5 protein-coding genes are annotated in these 22741 nt (G+C 74.2%); 1 reads left to right on the forward strand and 4 read right to left on the reverse strand.

What is annotated here, in order from left to right:
- Positions 1-35: 35 nt before the first annotated feature.
- The 4 genes from IE217_RS35065 to IE217_RS06415 form a co-directional block, all read right to left on the reverse strand.
- The gene (locus IE217_RS35065; protein WP_190176732.1) at positions 36-14111 is read right to left on the reverse strand and encodes a type I polyketide synthase; all 14076 of its coding nucleotides are present in this window, start codon (positions 14109-14111) and stop codon (positions 36-38) included.
- Positions 14112-14270: 159 nt separating this feature from the next.
- Positions 14271-15995 (reverse strand): fatty acyl-AMP ligase, encoded by a 1725-nt coding sequence (locus IE217_RS06405; protein WP_190176733.1) that lies wholly within the window; start codon positions 15993-15995, stop codon positions 14271-14273.
- Between the two features lie 417 nt (positions 15996-16412).
- Complete coding sequence (locus IE217_RS06410; protein WP_190176734.1) at positions 16413-17345, reverse strand: MIP/aquaporin family protein; 933 nt, start codon at positions 17343-17345, stop codon at positions 16413-16415.
- A gap of 547 nt (positions 17346-17892) precedes the next feature.
- The gene (locus IE217_RS06415; RefSeq protein WP_190176735.1) at positions 17893-19314 is read right to left on the reverse strand and encodes an NsdA family TPR-like regulatory protein; all 1422 of its coding nucleotides are present in this window, start codon (positions 19312-19314) and stop codon (positions 17893-17895) included.
- Positions 19315-20148: 834 nt separating this feature from the next.
- Between IE217_RS06415 and IE217_RS06420 the strand changes: the two genes are divergently transcribed.
- A complete protein-coding gene (locus IE217_RS06420) occupies positions 20149-22740 on the forward strand; it encodes a Pls/PosA family non-ribosomal peptide synthetase (protein WP_190176736.1) in 2592 nt (863 codons plus the stop codon).
- Position 22741 lies beyond the last annotated feature (1 nt).

Genomic DNA, 22741 nt, shown 5'->3' on the forward strand with positions numbered 1-22741 from the left:
GACGTACCACGTCCTTCTCTCGTCAACTGCTGCGTTCACCGCTGGTGCCAGGAGCGGAAGCCCCGCAGCCGGTCCGGCGTGACCACGGCCTCCAGGCGCTCGTCGTCCGGGTCGCCCCCGCCGAGCGCGGCCACCAGCCGCCGGGCCGGCGTGTTGCGCTCGGTGCGCAGCGCCGTCAACCGCACTTCGGTGCAGCCCAGTTCCCCGGCCCGGCCGGCCAGCCAGGCCAGCAGGCGCTCCTCGACGCCCCGGCCGAGCGCCCGGCAGCTCATCAGCCACGCGAGCACGTCGAGCCGGCCGGCCTCGGCGCGCACGGCGATCAGGCCGATCTGGCCGTAGTCGCCGAACCGGTCGCGCGCCGAGGCCGTCCACACTTCGCCCCGCTCCCGCCACCGCGTCACGTCACCGCCGTCGGACGAGCGGGCGCGCAGGGTGAACTGGTTGGTGCGGCGCACGAGTTGCTCGGCCCGCTGGACGTCCCCCTCCCCCAGCGGCCGCACGTCGACCTCGAGCCCCAGCCCGGCGAGGAACTCCTCGAAGCCGGCCTGCTCGCGTGCCGCGTCCCGTTCGCGCTCCTGCTCGTAGAAGCGGGCGCGCAGCGCGTCCTCGGCGGTGGCCGCCGCCGGGACCATGGGCCACAACCGGTCCAGGAATTCGTGGAGTTGTTCCGCCGGAGGGCAGGTCACCGAGAGCACCCGCGGCAGCGCGGAGCGCATTCTGGCGATCTCGGCCGGGTTGTCGTCCAGGTAGAGGAAGCTGTCCAGACCGAGGTTGAGGGTGCGCGCCGCCTCGGCGAGCCGGTCGGGCTTGGGCCCCCAGGCGGCGGACAGCACGCTGAAGTGCCCGGCCTTCAGCGGGCTGTCGGGGCGGTCGAGGACGGCCCGGACGGTCGCCTCGTCGTTGTTGCTGACCAGCACCAGCACCGCGCCCGCCGCCCGCCACTGGAGCAGCCTGCGGGCGAGCAGGGCGCGCGGTCCCGTCAGGTCGACGGACTCGGGCCCCGTCTCGCCGGCGACCCCGCCCCACAGGGTCTCGTCGCCGTCGACCGCGATCACCTTCGGCGCCGGCCGCAGCACCGCCCTTACGGTGTCGGCCAGTCGGAGGGCCACCGCCGCCTGGAAGGGCGGGGTGAAGGGGAGGTGGGCCAGCCGCTCGGTGCGTTCGTCGAAGCGTTCGCCGCCATCGTGGTGCCGGTCCCAGTCGCCGGGGCCGAGCACCGCGACACCGGGCGCCTCGGCGAGTTCCGCGACGACCCCGCGCTCCCACTCCTGGAGCCTCTCGCTCAGGCGGGCGGCGGGCAGGAAGCCCACGATCAGCGGCTTGCGGGTGCGCTCGGCCAGGGCCTTCAGCGCGACCGGGTAGGAGGTGCGCAGTTCAGCGAGGAGCGCGTCGTCGACGGGACCGAACCGCTCCAGGTCGGCCGCCCGCAGCAGCACCGCCCCGACCGTCGTCGCCGGGTCTGCGAAGACCCCCGCGGGGTCCTTCAGGCTCGCGAGGACGTGGTGGTACGGCGCTTCCGCCACCGTCCACTCCGGCTCCCCGTCGCCTTCGGCCACGGCCGCCTCGCACATCGGCGGCAGACTGCCGAGGGCGAAGGTGGCGGCCAGGGCGAGGGAACGGCGCCGCGGGGCCGCGAGCTCCGGCTCGGCGAGCGCGGTGGAGTCCGGAGTCGGCTCGGGGACGGCGAGCGCGGTGGAGTCCGGCGCCGTCTCGGGGACGGCGGGCACGGTGGAGTCCGGCGCCGGCTCGGGCGCGAGGGGCGCCGTGGGCTCCCGCGCCGGCTCGGGGCCGACCAGGACGGTGGCGTCGTCCTGTGCCGTCTCGTCCAGCAGCCGCAGGAACTCCTCCCCCAGCCCGCCCGCCGCCGACGCGTCCAGGATGTCCAGGTTGTGGTCGATGCGCACGCGGCCCACGTCCGGGGTCATGGTGATCATCAGGTCGAGGTCGGAGTAACCGGTGCCCGCCGGCAGCACCTCGAGCCCGGTCAGGCGGCGCGAGGAGCGCACGTAGTTGAAGTAGACCTCGACGAGCGGCGCGCCGGGCCGGTGGAGCCCCTGCCGGGCCAGGGTCGCCAGGACGTCGGAGAACATGGCGCCCCTGGCCAGGATCCGCCGCATCCGGCCGTCCGTGCGGCGCAGCACCTCGGCGACCGGTTCGGCCGCCCGCGCCTCGGCGGGGAACGGCACCGGCACGCCGAAGAAGCCCACCGCGTCGTACGCGTCGGCGTGGACCCGTGTGTCCACGGGCACCGCGAGCACGAACCGCTCCCGCCGCCGCTTCCTGGCCAGCAGTACGGTCAGCGTGCCGAGGCAGAAGGCGGCCGGGGTGACCGCGAGGGCGCTCGCGGCCGCGGCGACCCTCTCGGTGAGCCCGTCGGGGATCGTCACGGTGACGCTGCCCGCGCGGTAGGACCGTTCGGCGGGGCGCGGACGGGTGAGTTCCAGGTCGAGCCGCTCGCTGCCGTGGAACGCCTCGCGCCACTCGGGGCCGGGACCCTCGCCGCCCTGCTGGGCCTCGACGAGCAGGGCGATGTCGCGGTTGGTGACGGAGGCGTCGAGCGGGGTGCCGGACAGTTCGGCGTCGAGCTCCGCGGCCACCAGCAGCAGTGACTGGAGGTCGCTCACGGCGTGGTGGGCGCCGTAGACGAGTATCTGGCCACGCTCGCCGCCGTCGACCAGCTCGAACCGCCACAGGGGCGCCTCGGCCAGGTCGAACGGCGGTTCCAGCAGCGTGCGCAGCCGCTCGGCCGGGTCCGTGTCGCCCTCGGCGCGGGTCCAGCGCAGCAGCGGTGCGGCCGGTTCCCGGTCCACGCGCAGTTGCCGGCCGCCTCCCTCGCCGCCGGGGGTGACCGCGGTGCGCAGGGCGGCGTGCCGGGCCGCGAGCCGGTCGAGGGCCGAGGTGAGCGCCTCGCGGGTGGCCGGGGTGGTGAGGCGTACGGCCAGGCCGATGGCGTGGGCCGCGGCCGGCATGTCCGGGCGGGCGCTGCGCAGGAGCCGTACGACATCGCGGGTGGCGGGCCGCAGGTCCGTCGCCGGGACCTCCTCGGCCGGCCCGTCCGCCGGTTGCCCCGGCCCGGACGCCCGCTCGGCCTCCGCGGCCGGGCGTTCGGGCAGGACCGCGCCGAGTGCGCGGGCGAGGCCGCGGATGTCGGAGGCCGCGAAGACGTCGGCGGCCGGGAGTTCGGCGCCCAGTTCGCGGGCGAAGGCGTTGCGCAGCCGGACCAGCATCAGGGAGTCCAGGCCGAGTTCCTTCAGTGCGGTGGTGGCGGAGGCGTCCACCGTGCCGCCGGACACCTCGCCGACCCGGGCCCGTACGTACGCCTCGAGCCAGGCGGCGCGCTCCTCCTCGGAGGCCGCCGCGAACACCTTGTCGACCAGGCCGTCCGCGGGGGCCGGCCCGGTGGGCACGGGGGCGAGGTCGGCCAGGATCGGGCGGTTGCGCACGGCGTCCGGGACGAGCGCGAGCACCTCCCGGTCCAGCGCGAGGGGCGCGAGCTGGCGGTGGGAGGTGGTCAGCACCCGTTCGAAGAGTTCGCCGCCCTCTTGCGGGGTGAAGGCGACCAGGCCGGACCTGCTGGTCTCGGCCGCCCGCGCGCCGGACCCGGCGACCATGCCGACGCCGGACCAGGCACCCCAGTCCAGGCTGAGCGCGGACCGGCCGGTGCGGGAGAGGTGGTGGGCCCAGGCGTCGAGGAAGGCGTTGGCCGCGCAGTAGGGGCTCTGCCCGGCCGAGCCGAGCAGTCCGGCGGCCGAGGCGAACAGGATCAGCCTGTCGGCCTCCGGGACGAGTTCGGTGAGCAGCGCGGTGCCCAGCACCTTCGGTGCGAGCACGCGCCGTACACGCTCGGGCGTCAGGTGGGCCAGGGTCGCGTCGTCGAGGACACCGGCCGCGTGCACGACCGTGGTGATCGGGCCGGCCGCGCGGCGCACGCCGTCCAGGGCGGCCGCCAGCGCGGCGCGGTCGGCGACGTCGGCGCGGGCGAGGTGCACGGTGACACCGCGCTCCTCCAGGCCCTCGATCCAGCGGGCCGTCCCGGCGTCGGGCACGCCCCGGCCGAGGAGTGCCAGGTGGCGGGCGCCGCGCCGCACCAGCCGCTCGGCGACCACGCGGCCGAGGCCGCCCAGGCCGCCGGTGACCAGGTGCACGCCGTCCGCGGCGAACGCCCCACCGCCGTCGGCGCCGGTGTCGTCGGGCCTGGTGCGGGCCAGGCGCGGGACCAGCCGGCCTGTGTCGCGCAGCGCCACGAGACGTTCGTCGTCCGCGTGCCGCAGCTCGGTCCACAGCTCGTCGAGGCCGCCCTCGGGCGGCAGGTCGACCAGGGTAGTCTCCAGCTCCGGGTGCTCCTGGGCGACCGCGAGCCCGAATCCCCAGCCGAGCGCCTGCTCGGGGTGGGTGACCAGGGCGCTGTCCCCGGCGGCCTGGCTGCCACGCGCCACCACGAACAGGCGCGGCGCCCGGCCCCGCGGCCTGTCGGTGAGGGCGCGCACCAGGTGCAGGGTGCTCAGACAGCACAGCCGCGCGGCCTCCCCCGCCGCGTCGGGGCCGGTGACGGCCGGCGCGTCGAGCGCGGTCAGCTGGACGACGCGCTCGGGCGGCCCGTCCGGGAACGCCTCGTCCAGCAGCCTGGTCAGGTGCCCGGCGTCGGCCGGGTCGAGCACGTAGCGGCCGGGGCCCTCGGCGGCGAAGTCATCGCCGCCGCGGGCGATTACGTGCGGTACGGACGCCTCGCGCAGCCGCGCGGCGAGCGCGTCGGCGACCCCGCCGCCGTCGGCGAGGAGCAGCCAGCCGCCCGTCGTGGGCGGTTCCCCGGCGGCGGGGCGCGGCTGCCAGCGGGTCCTGAAGAGGGCGCCGTCGAGCGGGGACAGGGCCGCGAGCTCCAACTCTCGCACCTCCAGAACGAGTTGCCCGTCCTCGTCCCAGACGCTCACGTCCAGGGTGGCGGTGTCGCCGTGCGCCTCGCGCAGTCGGCAGGCCGCCCACGCCGGGGTGGTGCGCAGCCCGGTGAACCTGAGCCGGCCCACACCGGCGGGCACGAACGCCCGTCCCTGCGGGGCCCCTTCGGGCAGGGCGGCCGTGTGGAAGGCGGCGTCGAGGACGGCGGGGTGCAGGAGGTGTCCGGCCGCCGGCGTGGTGGCGATCCGGGCCACGGCAGCGTCACCGGTACGGCGGCCCTCCGCGAGCCCGCGGTAGGCAGGACCGTACTCGATGCCGAGCGCGGCCAGCGCGGCGTAGACGGCGGGCACGTCGGCCGGCTGAGCGCAGTGCTCACGCACGGCCGCGAGCGACGGCCCGCTCTCCCCCGTTCCGCCGTCCTCCGTCGTGACGCGCCCGGTGGCGTGCCGCTGCCACCGGGCGCCGCGCTCCCGGGCGGGCGCGGAGGCGACGGTGAAGGCCTGGGAGCCGTTCCCGTCGGGCCGCAGCACCAGTTGCAGGCGCACCGGCCGTTCGGGATCCAGCCGCAGCGGCTGTACGAACCTCACGTCGGCCAGTCGGACTTCACCGCCGCTCCGCACCTCGGAGGCGGCCTCCAGGGCGAGTTCGAGGAAGGCGGCGCCGGGCAGCCACACCTCGCCGTTGACGCGGTGGTCGTTCAGGTGAGCGAAGCGGGCGTCCCGCAGGTCGATCTCGGTCTGGAAGATGTGCCGTCCGGGCTCGTCCCCGGCCTCGATGTGCGTGCCGAGCAGCGGCGAGGTGCCCGCCGACGCGGCCGGTGCGGGCGCGAGCCAGTGGCGGCTGCGCGCGAAGGCGTAGGTGGGCAGGTCGGTGCGGCGGCCGCGCGGGAACAGCGCGGCCCAGTCGGGCTCGTGCCCGGCGGAGTACAACTCGCCCAGCCTGTGCAGCAGTACGTCCGGGGTGTCCTGCTGTCTGCGCAGCGAGCCGACGCCCACCGCCTCGACGCCGGCCTCGGCGGCGACCGCCTCGACGGAGGACAGCAGCGAGGGGTGCGGGCTGAGCTCGACGAAGTAGCGGCAGCCGTCAGCGAGCATCCGCCGGACCGTGTCGGCGAAGCGGACGGGACGGCTGACGTTGGCGTACCAGTAGGCGGCGTCCAGCCGCTCCCCGGCGAGGGGTTCGGCGAGCACGGTCGAGTACAGCGGGGTGGCTGCCGGGGCGCCCGTGACGCCCGCGAAGCTCTCCAGCAGTTCGGCGCGCACCGGTTCCATCAGTGGGGTGTGGGAGGCGAACGGCGTCGACAGCCGGCGAACGGCGGCCCCGCGCTCCTCGAGCAGTCCGCGCAGTTCGGCCAGGGCCCCGGTGTCACCGGAGACGGCCGTCGAGGCCGCGCTGTTGACGGCGGCCACGAACAGCCGTCCCTCGTACGGCGCGAGCAGTCCCGCGACCTCGGCGGCCGGGAGTTCCACGGAGATCATGCCGCCGTGCCCGACCAGCGGGACCACGCCCTGGGCGCGGCCGGTGACGACCGCCACGGCGTCTTCGAGGCCGAGGGCCCCGGCGCTGTAGGCGGCGGCGATCTCGCCGAGGCTGTGCCCCGCCACGGCGTCCGGGGTGACGCCGAGCGCGCGCCAGGCGGCGGCCAGGGAGGCGTTGACGGCGAACAGGGCGGGTTGCAGGTACTCGGTGCGTTCCAGTGGGGAGAACTCCTCCGGTGCGCGCAGCACGTTGAGCACCGACCAGCCGGCGTGCCGGCGCACCGCCTCGTCGATCCGGTCCAGTTCCCGGCAGAAGGCCCGCGAGGCGGCTCCGGTTCCGGCGGCCAGCTCCATGCCCATGCCGGGCCACTGGCCCCCGTGTCCGGCGAAGAGGAAGGCCACCTTGCCGGACCGCTCCTCGCGGGGCGGCGTGAGAGGGGCGCGTCCGGCGCCGAACGCCCGTAGCGCGGAGGTGAGTTCGTCGCGGTCCTCGGCCACGACAGCCGTCCGCCACTCGAAGTGGGAGCGGTGCCGGGCCAGGGTGTGCGCGACGTCGGGCAGACTGGTGCCGTCGGTCAGGTGCCGTGCCAGCCGGGCCGCCTGCCCGCGCAGCGCGGCCTCGCTCCGCCCGGACAGCACGAACAGGCGCTTGCCGCCGGGCTGTTCGCCCGCGGCCCGGTCCGAGGCCCCCGCGTCCTCCGGCTGCCCGGGCTCCTCCGCCTGCCGGGGCGCCTCCTCGACGATGACGTGCGCGTTGGTCCCGCTGATGCCGAAGGCGCTGATCCCGGCGCGCCGGACCCGCTGTTCCGTCACCGGCCAGTCGACGGACTCGTGCAGCAGCCGCAGCCCGCTGCCCTCCCAGTCGACGTGCCTGCTGGGCGTGTCCGCGTGCAGCGTGGCCGGGAGTCTGCCGTGGCGCAGGGACTCGACGACCTTGATCAGCCCGGCCACGCCCGAAGCGGCCTGCGTGTGGCCGATGTTGGACTTCAGCGAACCGAGGTACAGCGGCCGTCCCGCGGGACGCGACCCGCCGAACACCTGGGCGAGCGCGTTCGCCTCGATGGGGTCGCCGAGCGTGGTGCCGGTGCCGTGCGCCTCCACGTGGTCGATGTCCCCGGGTTCGAGGCCCGACAGCTCCAGCGCGCGCCGGACGACCTGTTCCTGGGCGGGCCCGTTGGGCGCGGACAGCCCCTGGCTGCGGCCGTCCTGGTTGACGGCCGTGCCGCGCAGCACCGCCAGCACCGGGTCGCCGTCGCGCCGGGCGTCGCTCAGCCTCTTCAGTACGACCATGCCGGCGCCCTCGGCCCACACGGCACCGTCGGCGTCGTCGGAGAACGACCGGCAGCGCCCGGTCGGCGACAGCCCTCGCAGCCTGCTGAACTCCACGAAGGTCTGCGGGGTCACCATCAGGGTCGCACCGCCCGCGAGCGCCAGCTCGCACTCGCCCGACCGCAGCGCCTGGGCGGCAAGGTGCACCGCCACCAGCGACGACGAGCAGGCGGTGTCCACCGTGAGCGCCGGCCCGTGCAGCCCGAGGGCGTAGGCGAGCCGGCCCGAGGCGACGCTGAGCGCGGAGCCGGTGCCGACGTACCCGTCGAGCTGGTCGAGCCGGGAGCCGGACAGGTAGTCGCTGCCGAACATGCCGACGTACACGCCGGTGGCGCTGCCCGCCAGCCGGGCGGGCACCATGCCGGCGCGTTCCAGCGCCTCCCACGCCGTCTCCAGGAGCAGCCGTTGCTGGGGGTCCATGGCGGCGGCCTCCTTCGGCGTGATGCCGAAGAACCCCGCGTCGAAGGACTCGATGTCGTCGAGGAAGCCGCCCTCGCGGACGTAGGACTTGCCGGGGGCGTCCGGGTCGGGGTCGTACAGCGCCTCGACGTCCCAGCGTCCCCCGGGGAACGGGCCGACCGCGTCACGGCCCTCCGCGACCAGCCGCCACAGGCCCTCCGGGTCGTGCACGCCGCCCGGCAGCCGGCACGCCGTGGCCACGACGGCCACCGGCTCGTCGGACGGGACCGCGGTGGCGGCCGCGGGGCTGCGGGCAACGCCCGTCGAAGCGGGCGCCCCCTGCCGACCGCCGGGGGCGAGGACCGTGCCGAGCAGGTGCCCGGCCAGACGGTGCGGTGTGGGGTGGTCGAACAGCAGGGTCGCGGGGAGGCGGGCGCCCAGACGGGCGCCGATGCGGTTGCGGAGCTCGACCGCCGTCACCGAGTCCATGCCGAGTTCGCGCAACGGCTGGTCGGGGCGCACGGACTCCGGCGAACGCAGGCCGAGGGCACGGGAGACCTCCTCGCGGACCAACGCGAGGACACGTTCGGCGCGTTGCGCCTCCGGCAGGAGGGCCAGGCGGTCGGCGAAGGCGACGCCACCGGTTCCCGCGCCCGTGCCGGTGGCGCGGGAACCGGGAAGCAGGGAACGCCACAGCGCGGTGGCGGCAGGCGGCGCGACGGCCATGGCTTCGCGCAGGCGCGGCAGGTCGAGGATCCAGGCGACCAGGTGCGGTGCGCCCCGGCGCAGGGCGAGTTCGACCAGGTCGCGACCCTGGGCCGGAGTGAGCGCGCGGTGGCCGAGGCGGGCCATGCGGTCCAGGTCGGCGTGGGCGCCGGCCAGCCCCTCGCCGGCCCAGGCACCGAAGGACACGGACACCGCGGGCAGTCCGGACGCCCGCCGGTGATGGGCCAGTTGGTCGAGGAAGACGTTGGCGGCGGCGTAGTTGGCCTGGCCCGCGTTGCCGGCCACTCCGGCGGCCGAGGAGACCAGCAGGAACATCTCGAGCGGCAGGCCGGCGGTCAGCCGGTGCAGATGGGCGGCGCCGTCCACCTTGGGGCGCAGCACGTTCGCCAGCCGCTCGGGCGTCAGCTCGGCGACGACCCCGTCCTCCAGGACGCCCGCGCAGTGCGCGACGCCCCGCAGCGGCAGTTCGTCACCGACACCGGCGAGCAGTCCGGCCAGGGCCCGCGGGTCCGAGACGTCGCACGCGGCGACCTCGGCCCGCGCGCCCAGCGCGGAGAGTTCGGCGACCGCTTCGGCGGCGCGCGGATCGTCGGCGCCCTGGCGGCTCGTCAGCAGCAGTCGTGGCGTGCCGCGTTCGGCGAGCAGACGGGCGATGTGCATGCCCACCGCGCCCAGCCCGCCGGTGATCAGCACCGTGCCGTCGGTGGGGACGGCGGGAGGCTCGGCGGACCTCGGGGCTTCCGCCCGGGCGCGCGTGAGGCGCGGGGCGATCAGCGCTCCGCCCCTGACCGCCATCTCGGGCTCGTCAGGTCGGGCGAGCGCGGCGGCGAGGGCCTGTGCACGGCCCTCGGAGTCGTCGGAGTCGTGGGCGTCGTGGGAGTCGTCCAAGTCGAGCAGGACCGGAGCGAGTTCTGGATGTTCCGCACGGGCGCCGCGGACCAGCCCCCACAGCACCGACTGGGCCAGGGCGGGCACCGCGTCCCCGGCCCCCGCCGCCACCGCGCCGCGGGTCACCCACACCGTCCGTGCGGCCCTCTGCTCCTCCGCCGCGATCAGCGCCCGCAGCTGCGCGAGGGCGGTCGCCGCCAACTCGTGGGCAAGCGCCACCGGTTCGGCGCCGGAGTCCGGGCGCGGCCACAGGCGTACGACGACTTCGGCATCCCCCTCTTCCACGTGCACGCCGGCCGCCCGCAAGTCCCGCTCCAGAGCCGCCAGGACCTCCCCGTCGGCCGGGTCGTCGGCCACGAGGCGCACGGTGCCGGTCCGTTCGCCCGGCTCCTCGTCCTGGAGAGCCGTCCAGGTCACCTCGTACAGATGCCGTGCGCTCTCGGACCCGGCGGCGAGATCCGCCGGGTCGGCCGCCCGCAGACGTACGCCCTCCAGACGGCCGGCCGGGAAGCCGTCCGTGTCCCACAGCGTGACGTCCAGGCCGAGGTCGGGGCCGGTGCCGCCGACGCGCCGCACGCAGGCGGTGAGTTCGCCGGCCGACCCGGTCGGCGTCAGCGTGCAGCGGCCCACGGCGACCGGCAGCAGTACACCGCCGTCCAGGTCCGGGAAGGCGGCGGCCACGTGCAGCGCGGCGTCCAGCAGCGCGGGGTGGACCGGGTAGGTGTCGGCCGCGTCACGGGCCGCCTGCGGCAGCGCGAGGCGGGCCAGCAACTCGCCGTCGCCGGTGCGCACGGCCTCCCGTACGCCCTGGAAGGCGGCCCCGTAGCCGAGACCGAGCGCGTCCAGGCGCTCGTACGTGTCCGGGGACCAGACCGGCTCGGCGGGCGCGGCCGCCGCTGCGGAGCCGTTGGGCTCGGGCCAGGCGGGAGGCGGGCCGGACCGGGCGGCCGTGGTGGGGGCCGACGCGTCCGAAGAGGCACTGGCGTGCAGGGTCCAGCCCGCGTCCGCCCGGTCGCGCGGACGGCTGTGCACGGTGACCTCGGCGACCGGATTGGCGGTGTCGACCTCGACGGACACCTCGATGGTCCCGGACTCCGCGAGCACGAGCGGGCTGAGCAGCAGCAGGTCGGTGACGTCGGCCGGTTCGCCGGGCCGGGCGGCGGCGAGGGCGGCCCGGCACAGCTCCAGCACGGTGGTGCCGGAGACCACGATCCGGCCGAAGACGGTGTGGTCGGGCAGCCAGTCGGCGGTGGCCGCGGACCACTCGTTGCGGAAGGTCCACCGCGTCTCGTCCGCCGACCGCAACTGGACGCCGAGCAACGGGTGCGCGGCGCGGTCGAGGAGGCCGGGGGCGCCGGTGGCGGACTCGGGTTCCGTCCAGTGGGACCGCGTGTCCCAGGCGTAGGTCGGCAGCTCCACGGGCGCGGTGCCGGTGGCCGGGCGGGGCCAGTTGACGCGGTGGCCGCGGGCGTGGAGTTCGGCGGCGGCGCGGTCGAGGCAGGCGGGCCCGTCCTCGTCGCGGCGCAGCGACCCGACGGCGACCAGTTCGTGGCCCGACTCCTCGCCGATGGTGTGCACGGCGGTGAGCAGCGCGGGGTGGGGGCCGAGTTCGACGAAGCGTCGGTAGCCGTCGGCCGCCATACGCGCGACCGTGGGCGCGAAGCGGACGGGTTCGCGGAGGTTGGTGTACCAGTAGCCGGCGTCCAGTTCGTCCGTGACCGGCTCGGTGGTGACCGTGGAGTACCAGGCGACCGGCGCCGGGGAGGCGGTGACACCGTCGAGTTCCTCGAGGACGTTCTCGCGGACCGCTTCCACCTGGACGCTGTGGGAGGCGTAGTCGACGCCGAGGCGGCGGACGAAGACCTGTTCCCGTTCGAGTTCGTCGAGCAGGGCCTGGAGCGGCTCGGCTTCACCGGCGACGACGGTGGAGCGTCCGCTGTTCACGGCGGCGACGGACACCCGCCCCGCCGTACCGCCGAGGCGCGCCTCGACCTCGGGGTGCGGCAGGGCGACCACGGCCATGGCCCCGGTGCCGGACAGCACGGTCAGTGCCTGGCTGCGCAGGGCGACCACGGCCGCGGCGTCGTTGAGGCTGAGCGCGCCGGCGACGCAGGCGGCGGCGACCTCGCCCTGGCTGTGCCCGACGACGGCGTCCGGCCGGACGCCCCGGGCACGCCACACGGCGGCCAGCGACACCATCACCGCGAAGAGGACCGGCTGGACGACGTCCACCCGCTCCAGCGGGGGCGCGCCCGCGTCGCCGCGCAGGACGGCGGCCACCGACCACTCGGTGAAGGGGCGCAACGCGGCGTCGCAGCGGTCGAGTTCGTCGGCGAACACCGGGTCGGAGGCGAGCAGGTCGCGTGCCATGCCCTCCCACTGGGCGCCCTGGCCGGGGAAGACGAACGCCGTCTTCCCGGGCGGGCAGACCCGGTGAGGGCCGATGACGAGGTCGCCGGCGGGGTCGGCGTCCGGCTCCGGCTCGGCCAGCGCGCGCAGCGCGGTCAGCAACTCGTCGCGGTGGGCGGCCCGTACGACGGCGCGGTGCTCGAAGTGGGTGCGGTGGTGCGCGAGGGTCGCGGCTACGGCCGCAAGGGGCAGGTCCGGGTGCCCGGCGAGGTGTTCGCGAAGGCGCGCGGCCTGCTGCCCGAGGGCGGGGAGGGTACGGGCGGAGAGGGGGAAGAGGGCGGGGCGGGTGTCCGGGGCCTCGGCCCCGGCCTCCGGTTCCGCCTGTGTCCCCTTCCCCGAGGTGGGCCGTAGGAGTTCCTCGGGCGCCTCCTCGAGCACCACGTGCGCGTTGGTGCCGCTGATGCCGAACGCGCTGACCCCGGCCCGGCGCACCCGGCCCGCCTCGCGCGGCCAGGGCCGTGCCTTGTCGAGCAGGCGGAGTCCGCCGGCCGCCCAGTCGACGCGTTCGGTGGGGTGCTGGGCGTGCAGGGACGCCGGCACGCGTTCGTGCTGGAGGGCCAGTACGGTCTTGATGACGCCGCCGATGCCCGCGGCGGCCTGCGTGTGGCCGATGTTGGACTTCAGTGAGCCCACGCCCAGCGGCCGGCCTGCCGGGCGGTCCGGGCCGAAGACGGCGGCCAGCGCCCGCCCCTCGATCGGGTCGCCGAGCAGGGTGCCGGTGCCGTGCGCCTCGACGTGGTCGAGGTCGCCGGGCTTCAGGCCCGCCGCGTGCAGGGCCGCGTGCAGCACGCGCTCCTGGGCGAGTCCGCTGGGAGCGCTCAGGCCCTGGCTGCGCCCGTCCTGGTTGACGGCCGAGCCCTTGATCACGGCGAGCACCCGGTCGCCGTCCCGGCGGGCGTCGGAGAGCCGCTTGAGCAGCACCATGCCGCAGCCCTCCGACCAGACCACGCCGTCGGCGTCCGCCGAGAAGGGACGGCAGGTCCCGGTCGGGGAGAGCGCGCGCAGCCTGCTGAACTCGACGTGCCCGCGCGGGGTCACGAGCAGGGTCGCGCCGCCCGCGAGCGCCAGGTCGCACTCGCCGTTCGCCAGCGCCCGCGCCGCCAGGTGGAGGGCGACGAGGGAGGAGGAGCAGGCGGTGTCGACGGTGACCGCGGGTCCGTGCAGGCCCAGCGTGTAGGCGATGCGTCCGGAGGCCACGCTGGGCGCGGTTCCGGTGCCCACGTGGCCGTCGAGCCGGCCGAGCGGGGCGGTGGCGAGATATCCGCTGTCGTACAGGCCGACGTAGACGCCCGTGGCGGTGCCGTGCAGGGTCTGCGGGACGACGCCCGCCCGCTCCAGCGTCTCCCAGGCGGTCTGCAGGAGCAGCCTCTGCTGGGGGTCCATGGCCGCGGCCTCGCGCGGGGAGATGCCGAAGAAGGGCGCGTCGAAGCGGTCGATGCCGTCGAGGAAGCCGCCGCGCAGGGTGTACGCCTTCCCGGTGGCCTCGGGATCGGGGTCGTACAGCCCCTGGGTGTCCCAGCGACCCGGCGGCACCTCGCGGACGGCGTCCTCCCCGGCGAGGAGCAGCCGCCACAGTTTCCCGGGGTCGTCGGCGCCGCCGGGGTAGCGGCAGGCCATGGAGACGACGGCGATCCCGTCGTCGGCGCGCGCGGGTCCGGCCACCGCCGATACGGCCGGCGGTACGGCGGCCGGATCGGCGGCACGCGTGGGGCGTTCGCCCAGGATCGCCGCGGCGAGTTCGTCGATCGTGGGGTGTTCGAAGACGAGGGACGGGTCCACGGGACGGCCCGTGCGCTCCCCGGCCCCGGCGGCCAGGGTGACCAACTGGCGTGATCCCAGACCGAATTCGGCCACCGGACGGTCCGGTTCCACGGCCAGCGGGTCGAGCCCGGCGGCCTCGGCGACGGCGGACGTGAGCCAGGCGCGCAGGCCCTCTCGGGTGGTGGGAGCCGTCTCGGCGGACTGCTTCGGGAACTCGTTCGCAGGCATCAGGGAAGGGTGTCCTCGGGAACGGGGGTGTCTGGGCGTGCGGGCGTTCGGGCGGAGGCCGCGGGTGAGGAGCTTGGAACGGGCGGGAACGGGACGGGACCCACGGCGGGTCCGGCCTCGCGCCGGGGCCGGGCCGGACCGCACCGCCCCGGCCCGGCGTCACTCCCGGTCCGGCACGCCGATCACGGCGAGGGTGCCGTCGAGGTACGCGGCCCGGGTGGCACGGCGCTGGATCTTGCCGCTGGAGGTCTTGGGGATGGTGCCGGGCCGCACCAGTACGACCTCGCGCAGGGACAGGCCGTGGGCCTCGCCGACGGCGCTGCGCACCTGGTCGGCGATCTTCTCCGCCTCGCCCTCGGCGTCCGGGGCGACCTCGGCGACGACGACCGGCCGCTCGCCCTCGGTGCCGCCGTCGACCGCGAACGCGGCGGTGCAGCCGGGGCGCAGCGCGGGGTGGGACAGTTCGGCGGACAGCTCCAGGTCCTGCGGGTAGTGGTTGCGGCCGTCGATGACGATGAGGTCCTTCAGGCGGCCGGTGACGAACAGTTCGCCGTCGCGCAGGAAGCCGAGGTCGCCGGTGCGCAGGAAGCGGCCCTCGTGGCCGGGGAGGGTGGCGCGGAAGGTCTGGCGGGTGGCGAGGGCGTTGCGCCAGTAGCCCTTGGCGACGCTCGCGCCGGCGACCCAGATCTCGCCGGTCTCGCCCTCGGGCAGTTCCGTCCCGCGCTCGGGGTCGGCGATCGCCACGGTCAGGCCGGGGCCGGGGCGTCCGCAGCCGACGGCCGCCGCGTCCAGGGCGCCGGCGTGCGGCCCGTCGTCCTCGGCGCGCAGCAGGACGGGCTCGGTGTGCACGGACCCGCCGGTGACCATCAAGGTGGCCTCGGCCAGGCCGTAGCACGGGTAGAGCGCCCGCCGTGCGAAGCCGGCCGGGGCGAAGGTGTCGGCGAAGCGGCGCAGGGTGGCCGCGCGCACCGGTTCGGCGCCGTTGAAGGCGACCTTCCAGCCGCTCAGGTCGAGCCGGTCGAGCAGGGCCGGTCCGGCGTGCTTGAGGCAGAGCTCGTAGGCGAAGTTGGGGCCGCCGGAGGTGTGCGGGCGGTAGCGGGTGACGGCCTCCAGCCAGCGCTCGGGGCGCTGGAGGAAGTGCAGCGGCGAGAAGAGCGTGGCGGTGGCGCCGAGGTGGACGGTGTTGAGGACGGGTCCTATGAGGCCCATGTCGTGGTAGACGGGCAGCCAGCTGACGAACATCTCGTGGCCGTACTCGGCGAGGACGTCCGGGGTGTGGCCCATCCGCTCGGTGACGAGCCGTTCGTTGTCGAGCAGGTTGGCGTGGGTGACCATCACTCCGCGCGGGGCGGAGGTGGAGCCGGAGGTGTACTGGAGGAAGGCGACCGAGTCGGCGGGGGGCGAGTTCTCGAGCCAGCCGTCGGCCGCGCCGTCGGGTATGTCCTCGCTCGCCTTGCGGGCCATGTCGTCGAGTTCGGGCAGGTGCTCCGCCAACTGCCCCAGCGATGCCAGGACTTCACGCCCGCCGAGGACGACCTTGACGTCCGCGTCGGCGATCAGGCGCTTCATCCGGGTCAGCGCGCGGTGGTTGTGCGACCTGCCCTGCGGGGGCACGCCGGGTACGGCGACGACTCCGGCGGCGAGGCAGCCGAGGAAGGCGCTGACGAACTCCAGCCCGGGCGGGTACAGCAGCATGGCGCGGGAGCCGGTCAGTCCGCGCTCCTGGAGCCAGGCCGCGACTGCCTTGGTGCGTCGGGCCAGTCGGCCGTAGGAGATCTCCTGGATCTCCCCGTCGCAGTCGCCGGTGACCAGATAGCGGTAGGCGGTGCGGTCGGGGTGTCGCGAGGCGTGGGCGGTCAGTGAATCGACCAGGGTGTGAACCATGTGACGAGTCTCACCTGTCCGGAATATCGGGCGGGGGAACCTTAGTTCGATGGCCGCGCGACGCGTCCGCGCGAAAGCCGCGGGCCGCCCTGGCCCCCTTGCCAGGTCGTCCGGTCTCGACCACCCGCCCGGGAAACCGCGGTGACGTGTGACGTGACCGCGCGCTCCCCGTGCCCCCCGTTCAGCTTGCTACTGACGAGTAGCACCATAACAAGTCCCGCCGGTCGACGGGACATACACGCGTAAACGCCGCGTGTCCAAACGGAGTTGGGTCCGTCACCGACCCTAGCGCCTCATTTTCGGTACGGCTTTCAAGATTCCGCCGCCGGCCCACCCGGCTGCCGCCCGCCAGAGGGCAATCTCGGGCAGGAGGGGCCGGCCGCCGAGCGGCCGGCCCCTCCTGTCGCCGGTTTTGCGTCAGTCCTCGGGCCGGGTCCGGCCGACCTCCGGCAACTCGCCCTCCTGGGCGCGGATGTGAAGCACGTCGCCGACGAACAGGTCGTACACGAGGACGCCGACCACGCCGCCGACGAGCGGTCCGACGATCGGGATCCACCAGTAGTCGCTGAACGCCCCCGCCACACTGCCGGGCAAGGCGAGATCACCCCACCCCGCGAAATAGGTGAACAGGCGTGGGCCGAAGTCGCGGGCCGGGTTGATGGCGTAACCGGCGTTCGGGCCGAAGGACATGCCGATGGCGGCGACCACGAAGCCGATCAGCAGTGGCCCGAGGTTGGCCTGAACGGCGGTGTTGCGTATGTCGATGAGGGCCACCACCAGCATGACAAGGAACGCCGTACCGACGATCTGGTCCACCAGCGGACCCCAGTTGCCGCCGTGGAAGTAGGGAGCAGGGAACGTTCCGAAGATCGAGAAAGAGGCGAGCGTGTGCCCGTGTGTCTTGGGCCCCTTCATCGCCGCGTCGAACGTGTTGATGGCGTCGTGGTAGACGCCGTACACCAGGGCCGCGCCCACGAAGGCGCCCACCAGCTGGGAGATCCAGTACGGGATCACCTTGACCCAGGGGAACTTGCGCCGCACCGCGAAGGCCAGCGTCACCGCCGGGTTGATGTGGGCGCCGCTCACGCCGCCGGCCACGTAGACGCCGAAGACCACGGCGAATGCCCAGCCCCAGGTGATCAGCAGCCAGTCGCCGGCACTGATGAAGAAGGTCGTGGGGCCCGACGTGCGCCCCGAGCCGGGCAGTCCGGCGACCGCGACGGCCACCACGCCCGTACCGAAGGAGATGAGGACGAAGGTCCCCAGGAACTCTGCCAGGCATTCGCCCCACAGCCCTCCCCGGCGCCTGAGGCGCGAGGGTTTGACCAGGGGCGGTATTTCTACGGCCATATCGGCCCCCTCAACGAACGGTCCGGCACAACCGCCGGCACAGCCCTGCTTCGGGCGGCCCCGCGTCACTGCCCAGGTCCTCTCCCAGGAGAAAGGCCCTAGTCGCGGCCCCGCGTCACTGCCCAGTCTGCGCGCCGAGCCGGGCGGAGGCCACTCGGCCGGCCCTGAGTATGCGGATGGGGTGCCCGCCGCACTCCCGGCACACACCGTGGGAGAGCGGAGAGGGTTCCTTGACGCCCCCCACGAAGCGGGCCGCCCCGCGCACACCCCCGACGTCGAGGACATGCCGGATCCCGAAGGTCCGTTCCCAGGCGAATCCGCAGCTCAGACACGAACGAGTACGACTCGTGGACCGGTGACTCGTCCATCCCGTCACATCCTCCGGGCCGGGCGGGGACGCGTCCGGGCGGCCCCGCAAGCCATGGTTGCATTATGCCCCGCAAGGCCCGCCGGGATGCGGAACCGTCCGAACGCCCGCGTCGGGTTCCGCGGTGCCGCAGGTGCGGCCGGGTAACCGCATGGGGCGTCTGGGACAGCGGCCGCAGGACTAGTGCAGACGAAGGCGCCGGCAGAGGTCATCGTGAATCTCGTGAACGACCGTGCGGGCCCGTGGGTATGAGGCGCTGTGCCGGTCAAGGGCGAAGGCGAGATCGCGCAGCAGCATCACGCTTCGGGTGGATGCGACGGTCGGCAGCCGGGTGAGGGCCGTCTCGGCTGCGTCGACGGCGGTGTCGAGGTTGCCGAGGTGGGCCTGAGCCAGGCTGTAGAGGGCTCCGTGACGCAGGGCGGAGCGCTGGTGGTCGCCACCCAGCGGCGTCTGCGCCCTGGCCCGCAGGAGCTCGGATGCCCGGGGTAACGCGATCAACGGGTCAGCGGTGCGTTTGGCGGCCAGAATGACCAGGCCGCGTCCGGCGATGGCGTCGAGTTCGGTCCGGTCGGCGTGGCCGGCCCAGGGGGTGGCGACTTGAGGAGCGGCCTCTTCGAAGAAGCGGTTGCTGTCGTCGATCGATGCCTCGAAGGCGTCCAGTTCCCGGGCGCTGGCGTGGGCGATTCCCTTGCGGGCGGCGACGAGCGCGCGCACGCCCGGTGCCGTGTGCGCGGCTGCCTCGGTGGGCGCCGCGGCGAGTTGGACGGCGTCGGCGGCTTGTCCGAAGTCAGCCGCTTGCCCCGACATGCGAGTGAGGATGTTCGCGACGAGGGCGCGATCGCCTGCGGCATGGGCGGCTCGCAAGGCCATGAGGTAGAGGCGCTGGGAAACGCCGGCAGCGAGTTCGTCATGATGCATGGAGGCCAGCGTCTGGCAGACCTGGGCAACAGATCGGGCCAGGTGCGCCCCGGCATCGGGGGTGTAGTCGCCTTCTTGGAGCAGCTTCACGATGATCGGGACGGACATGCCGATGGTCTGCCTGGCGGAGCTGCCCTCCCTGTCGTCGGCGGCCTGCGCGGAGGCGACCAGGCTGTCCACGATCCGCAGTGCGGACGGCGGGACCGCGGTGGTCGGCTCGCGTGGAGCGATGAGACGGGGAACCGGTGCGGCGAGGGACTGCCAGGCCGGCGTCGTCAGGACGGTTCCCGTGGAGGCCGGCACCACACGGCGTGCGGGCACCGCGTCCAGTTCCCTCAGCAGCTTGTGCAGGCCGGTGATGTCCCAGGGTTGATCAAGCCCTTCGTGCGCGCGGATCACCTCGGTGACGGTGGTCGGGCCGCGGTGGGACCAGACGTCGTCGAATGTGAGGTCCCTGCCCAGGGCGGTCGACAACGCCCGGACGACGAGAGCCGGTACGGAACCGCTCGGGACGTGCCCGCGCAGCCACTTGTACGGGGTGGTGCGGTGGATCACGCGGCGGCTGCCGGCCTGGCAGAGAAGCCGGTTCACGCGGTCGGCGAGGACGCCGGCACTGTCCCAGCCGGTCGCGGCTATCAGCTGTCCGAGCCGGTGATTGGGTGAGAGCTCTTTTGACCGAGCCATGGGGCAGCCCTTCAACACAATGGCGCATCAGAGGGTGACGGAGAATCTACACGGCGTTGCCGGTCGTCCCGGGGTCAGTCCGGGGAAGCGGATCGATCGTCCCGCCACTGGGCGGCCGCCGGGGAGGGGCCGCGGCGGGTTGCACAGGTTGCACGGCATCCGGCTCTGGCGGCTGCGCGGACACGCCCCTCACCCTTGAAGGGCCTCAGCAGCCCACTGACGACCATTCAGGTCGTTCTCCCGCACCGGTGGTCTCCTGCTGTTCTCCGTCTGTCCGAGAGGAGCCTCATGACCGTCGTCGTCGGCTCGGACATGAGCTACGACAGCGCCGCGGCGCTCGTCGCGGACGGCCGGGTCCTCGCCGGCCTCGGCCTCGCCACCCGCACCGCTTACGGCTCAGGCGCCGGCGCGGAAGCCCGGGCCGGCCCTGTCCCGCCCGATCCTGAAGATCACTCCCGGTGTGCCGCACCGGCCACAGGTCCGGCGAGGGCTCCGACCGGAGGGGGTGCGGCAGGCTCCGGGGACACGGATCCGGTGCGCTCCGGCAACACGTCGTTCCTCCCACCCCCCTTCTGGGGTGAACCTCCATCCGGGTGATCCCTCCGCCCGGCACGATCCCGGCCAGGCCCGCTGAACAGGCCCGACGAGCGCCCGCACAGGTGTCCACGTCGAAACCCGGCGGTCCCGTCCGAGTGGCAACTCCGCGATCACGGAACAAGACTGATCCTTGGTTTCGTGATCAGGTCCTTGGTTTCGTGATCAGGCGAAAACGCACGGTCTCGGGGACCGGCCGCCCCTGGCCGATGGCTTTCGGCCTTTCCTCAGGGAGTTCGCATGGTGGAGAAGTCTGCCGACATCCTGATGCCCGGACCGGACGGACCCGCGATCGCCCGACGCTCGCCCACCCGCCCGGCGGTCACGGACAGCGAGGCAGCACTCGCCGGCATCCTGGCGGAGGTCGTCCAGGCCGAGCAGGTCTCCGCCGACAGCCACTTCTTCGACGACCTCGGCGCCAACTCCCTGGTCATGGCCCAGTTCTGCGCACGGGTGCGCAAGCATCCGGACCTGCCGTCCGTGTCGATGAAGGACATCTACCGGCACCCCACACTGCGCGGCCTGGCGACGGCCCTCGCCCAGGCCGCGACCGCTGCGCCGGCAGCCGGATCCCCGGCGACCGGACGGCCGACGGCCGGGTCCGGCCCCGGCACCCCGGCGGCTTCCACCGCGGAAGCCGAAGGCGCCGCCCCTGACGGCACGGCATCGCCCGCCCCGCCGGCCGGCCCGAGGCGCTCGCTGTGGTACGCGCTGTGCGGCACCGCCCAGTTGCTGATCTTCCTGGGCTACTCCTTCGTCATCGGCATGGCAACCGCCCGCGGCTACGAGTGGGTGGCCAGGGGATCCGGACTGGCCGGCATCTACGTGCGGTCGCTGGTGTTCGGCGGCGCGGGCTTCGTCGTCCTGTGCGTCTTCCCGGTCGCCGCCAAGTGGATCCTCGTCGGCCGCTGGAAACCCGCGGAGTTCCCGGTCTGGGGGCCGGCCTACCTGCGCCTGTGGACCGTGAAGGCGCTGCTGCACGCCAACCCCATGGTCCTGTTCGTCGGCAACCCGCTGTACGTGCTCTACCTGCGGGCGCTGGGCGCGCGGATCGGCCGCGGCGTCACGATCCTGTCCCGCTCCGTGCCCGTCTGCACCGACCTGCTGACCATCGGCTCCGGCACGGTCGTCCGCAAGGACGCCTTCCTGCTGGGCTACCACGCGCAGGCCGGACGCATCCGCACCGGCCGGATCACCCTGGGCCGGGACGTGTTCGTCGGCGAGAAGACGGTCCTGGACATCGACACCGCGATGGGCGACGGCGCGCAACTCGGCCACGCCTCCGCGCTGTACCGGGGCCAGGAGATCCCGGCCGGCGAGCACTGGCACGGCTCACCCGCCCAGCCCACGGACGTCGACTACGTACGGGTCGCCCCCGCCCGCTGCGGCCGGCTGCGCCGGGCCGGGTTCGCGCTGACCACGCTCGTGCAGCTGTTCCTGGTGTACCTGCCGCTGGCGGTCGGCGGGGTGTACATGCTGTTCGCCGAGGTCCCGGCGCTCAGCAAGCGGGTGAACGCGGAGACCGCCGGCACCACCGCCGCCGAGTTCTTCACCGACGTCCTGCTCGTGTCCGCCGTGCTCTTCCTCGGCGCGGTCCTGCTCGGGCTCGCCGCGATGCTCACCGTGCCGCGGCTGCTGAGCCTGCTGGTCAGGCCCGACCGGGTCTACCCCCTCTACGGCTTCCACTACGCCGTGCACCGCGCGGTCGCCGGGATGACCAACATCCGGTTCTTCACCTGGCTGTTCGGGGACAGCTCCTACATCGTCCCCTATCTGCGCGGCCTCGGGTACGACCTGTCCCGGGTGGAGCAGACCGGGTCGAACTTCGGCACCGAGGTCCAGCACGAGAGCCCGTACCTGGTGTCCGTGGGCAGCGGCACGATGGTCGCCGACGGGCTGTCCGTGATCAACGCGGACTTCTCCAGCACCTCGTTCCGCCTCTCGCGCGCCTGCATCGGCGCGCGCAACTTCCTCGGCAACAACATCGCCTATCCGGCGGGCGCGCGGACCGGCGAGAACTGCCTGCTGGCGACGAAGGTGATGGTGCCCCTGGACGGCGAGGTCCGCGAGGGCGTCGGGCTGCTGGGCTCGCCGTGCTTCGAGATCCCGCGCACGGTGGAGCGCGACACCCGCTTCGACCATCTGCGCACCGGCGACGAGCTGGGCCGCAACCTGGCCGCGAAGAACCGTTACAACCTCCGCTCGATGGCGCTGTTCCTGCTGCTGCGCTGGCTGCACACCGCGGCCCTCACCGCGTTCGCGTTCGGCTCCGTGGGCCTGTACGGCGCGCTGGGCCATGTGGTGATCGGCGCCTACCTGGCGCTCACCCTGGCCTTCTCCGCCCTCTACTTCGTGCTGGTGGAACGGGTCATCACCTCCTTCCGCCCGCTGTCCCCCCGGCTGTGCTCCATCTACGACCCGTACTTCTGGTGGCACGAGCGGCTGTGGAAGGTGCCGGACCGCTATCTCAACCTGTTCAACGGCACCCCGTTCAAGAACGTGATCTGGCGGCTGATGGGGGTGCGCATCGGGCGCCGGGTCTTCGACGACGGCTGCTACATCACCGAGCGGACGCTCGCCTCGATCGGGGACGACTGCACGCTCGGCACCGGCAGCAAGATCCAGTGCCATTCGCAGGAGGACGGCACCTTCAAGTCCGACCACAGCACGCTCGGCGCCGGGTGCACGCTCGGCGTCGGCGCGCATGTGCACTACGGAGTGACGGTGGGCGACGGGGCCGTACTGGCGCCCGACTCCTTCCTCATGAAGGGCGAGGAAGTCCCCCCGAACGCGGTCTGGGGAGGAAACCCCGCCGCTCCGACGGCGAAGTGAG

The sequence above is a fragment of the Streptomyces naganishii JCM 4654 genome (assembly GCF_014650575.1).
Lineage (GTDB): Bacteria > Actinomycetota > Actinomycetes > Streptomycetales > Streptomycetaceae > Streptomyces > Streptomyces naganishii.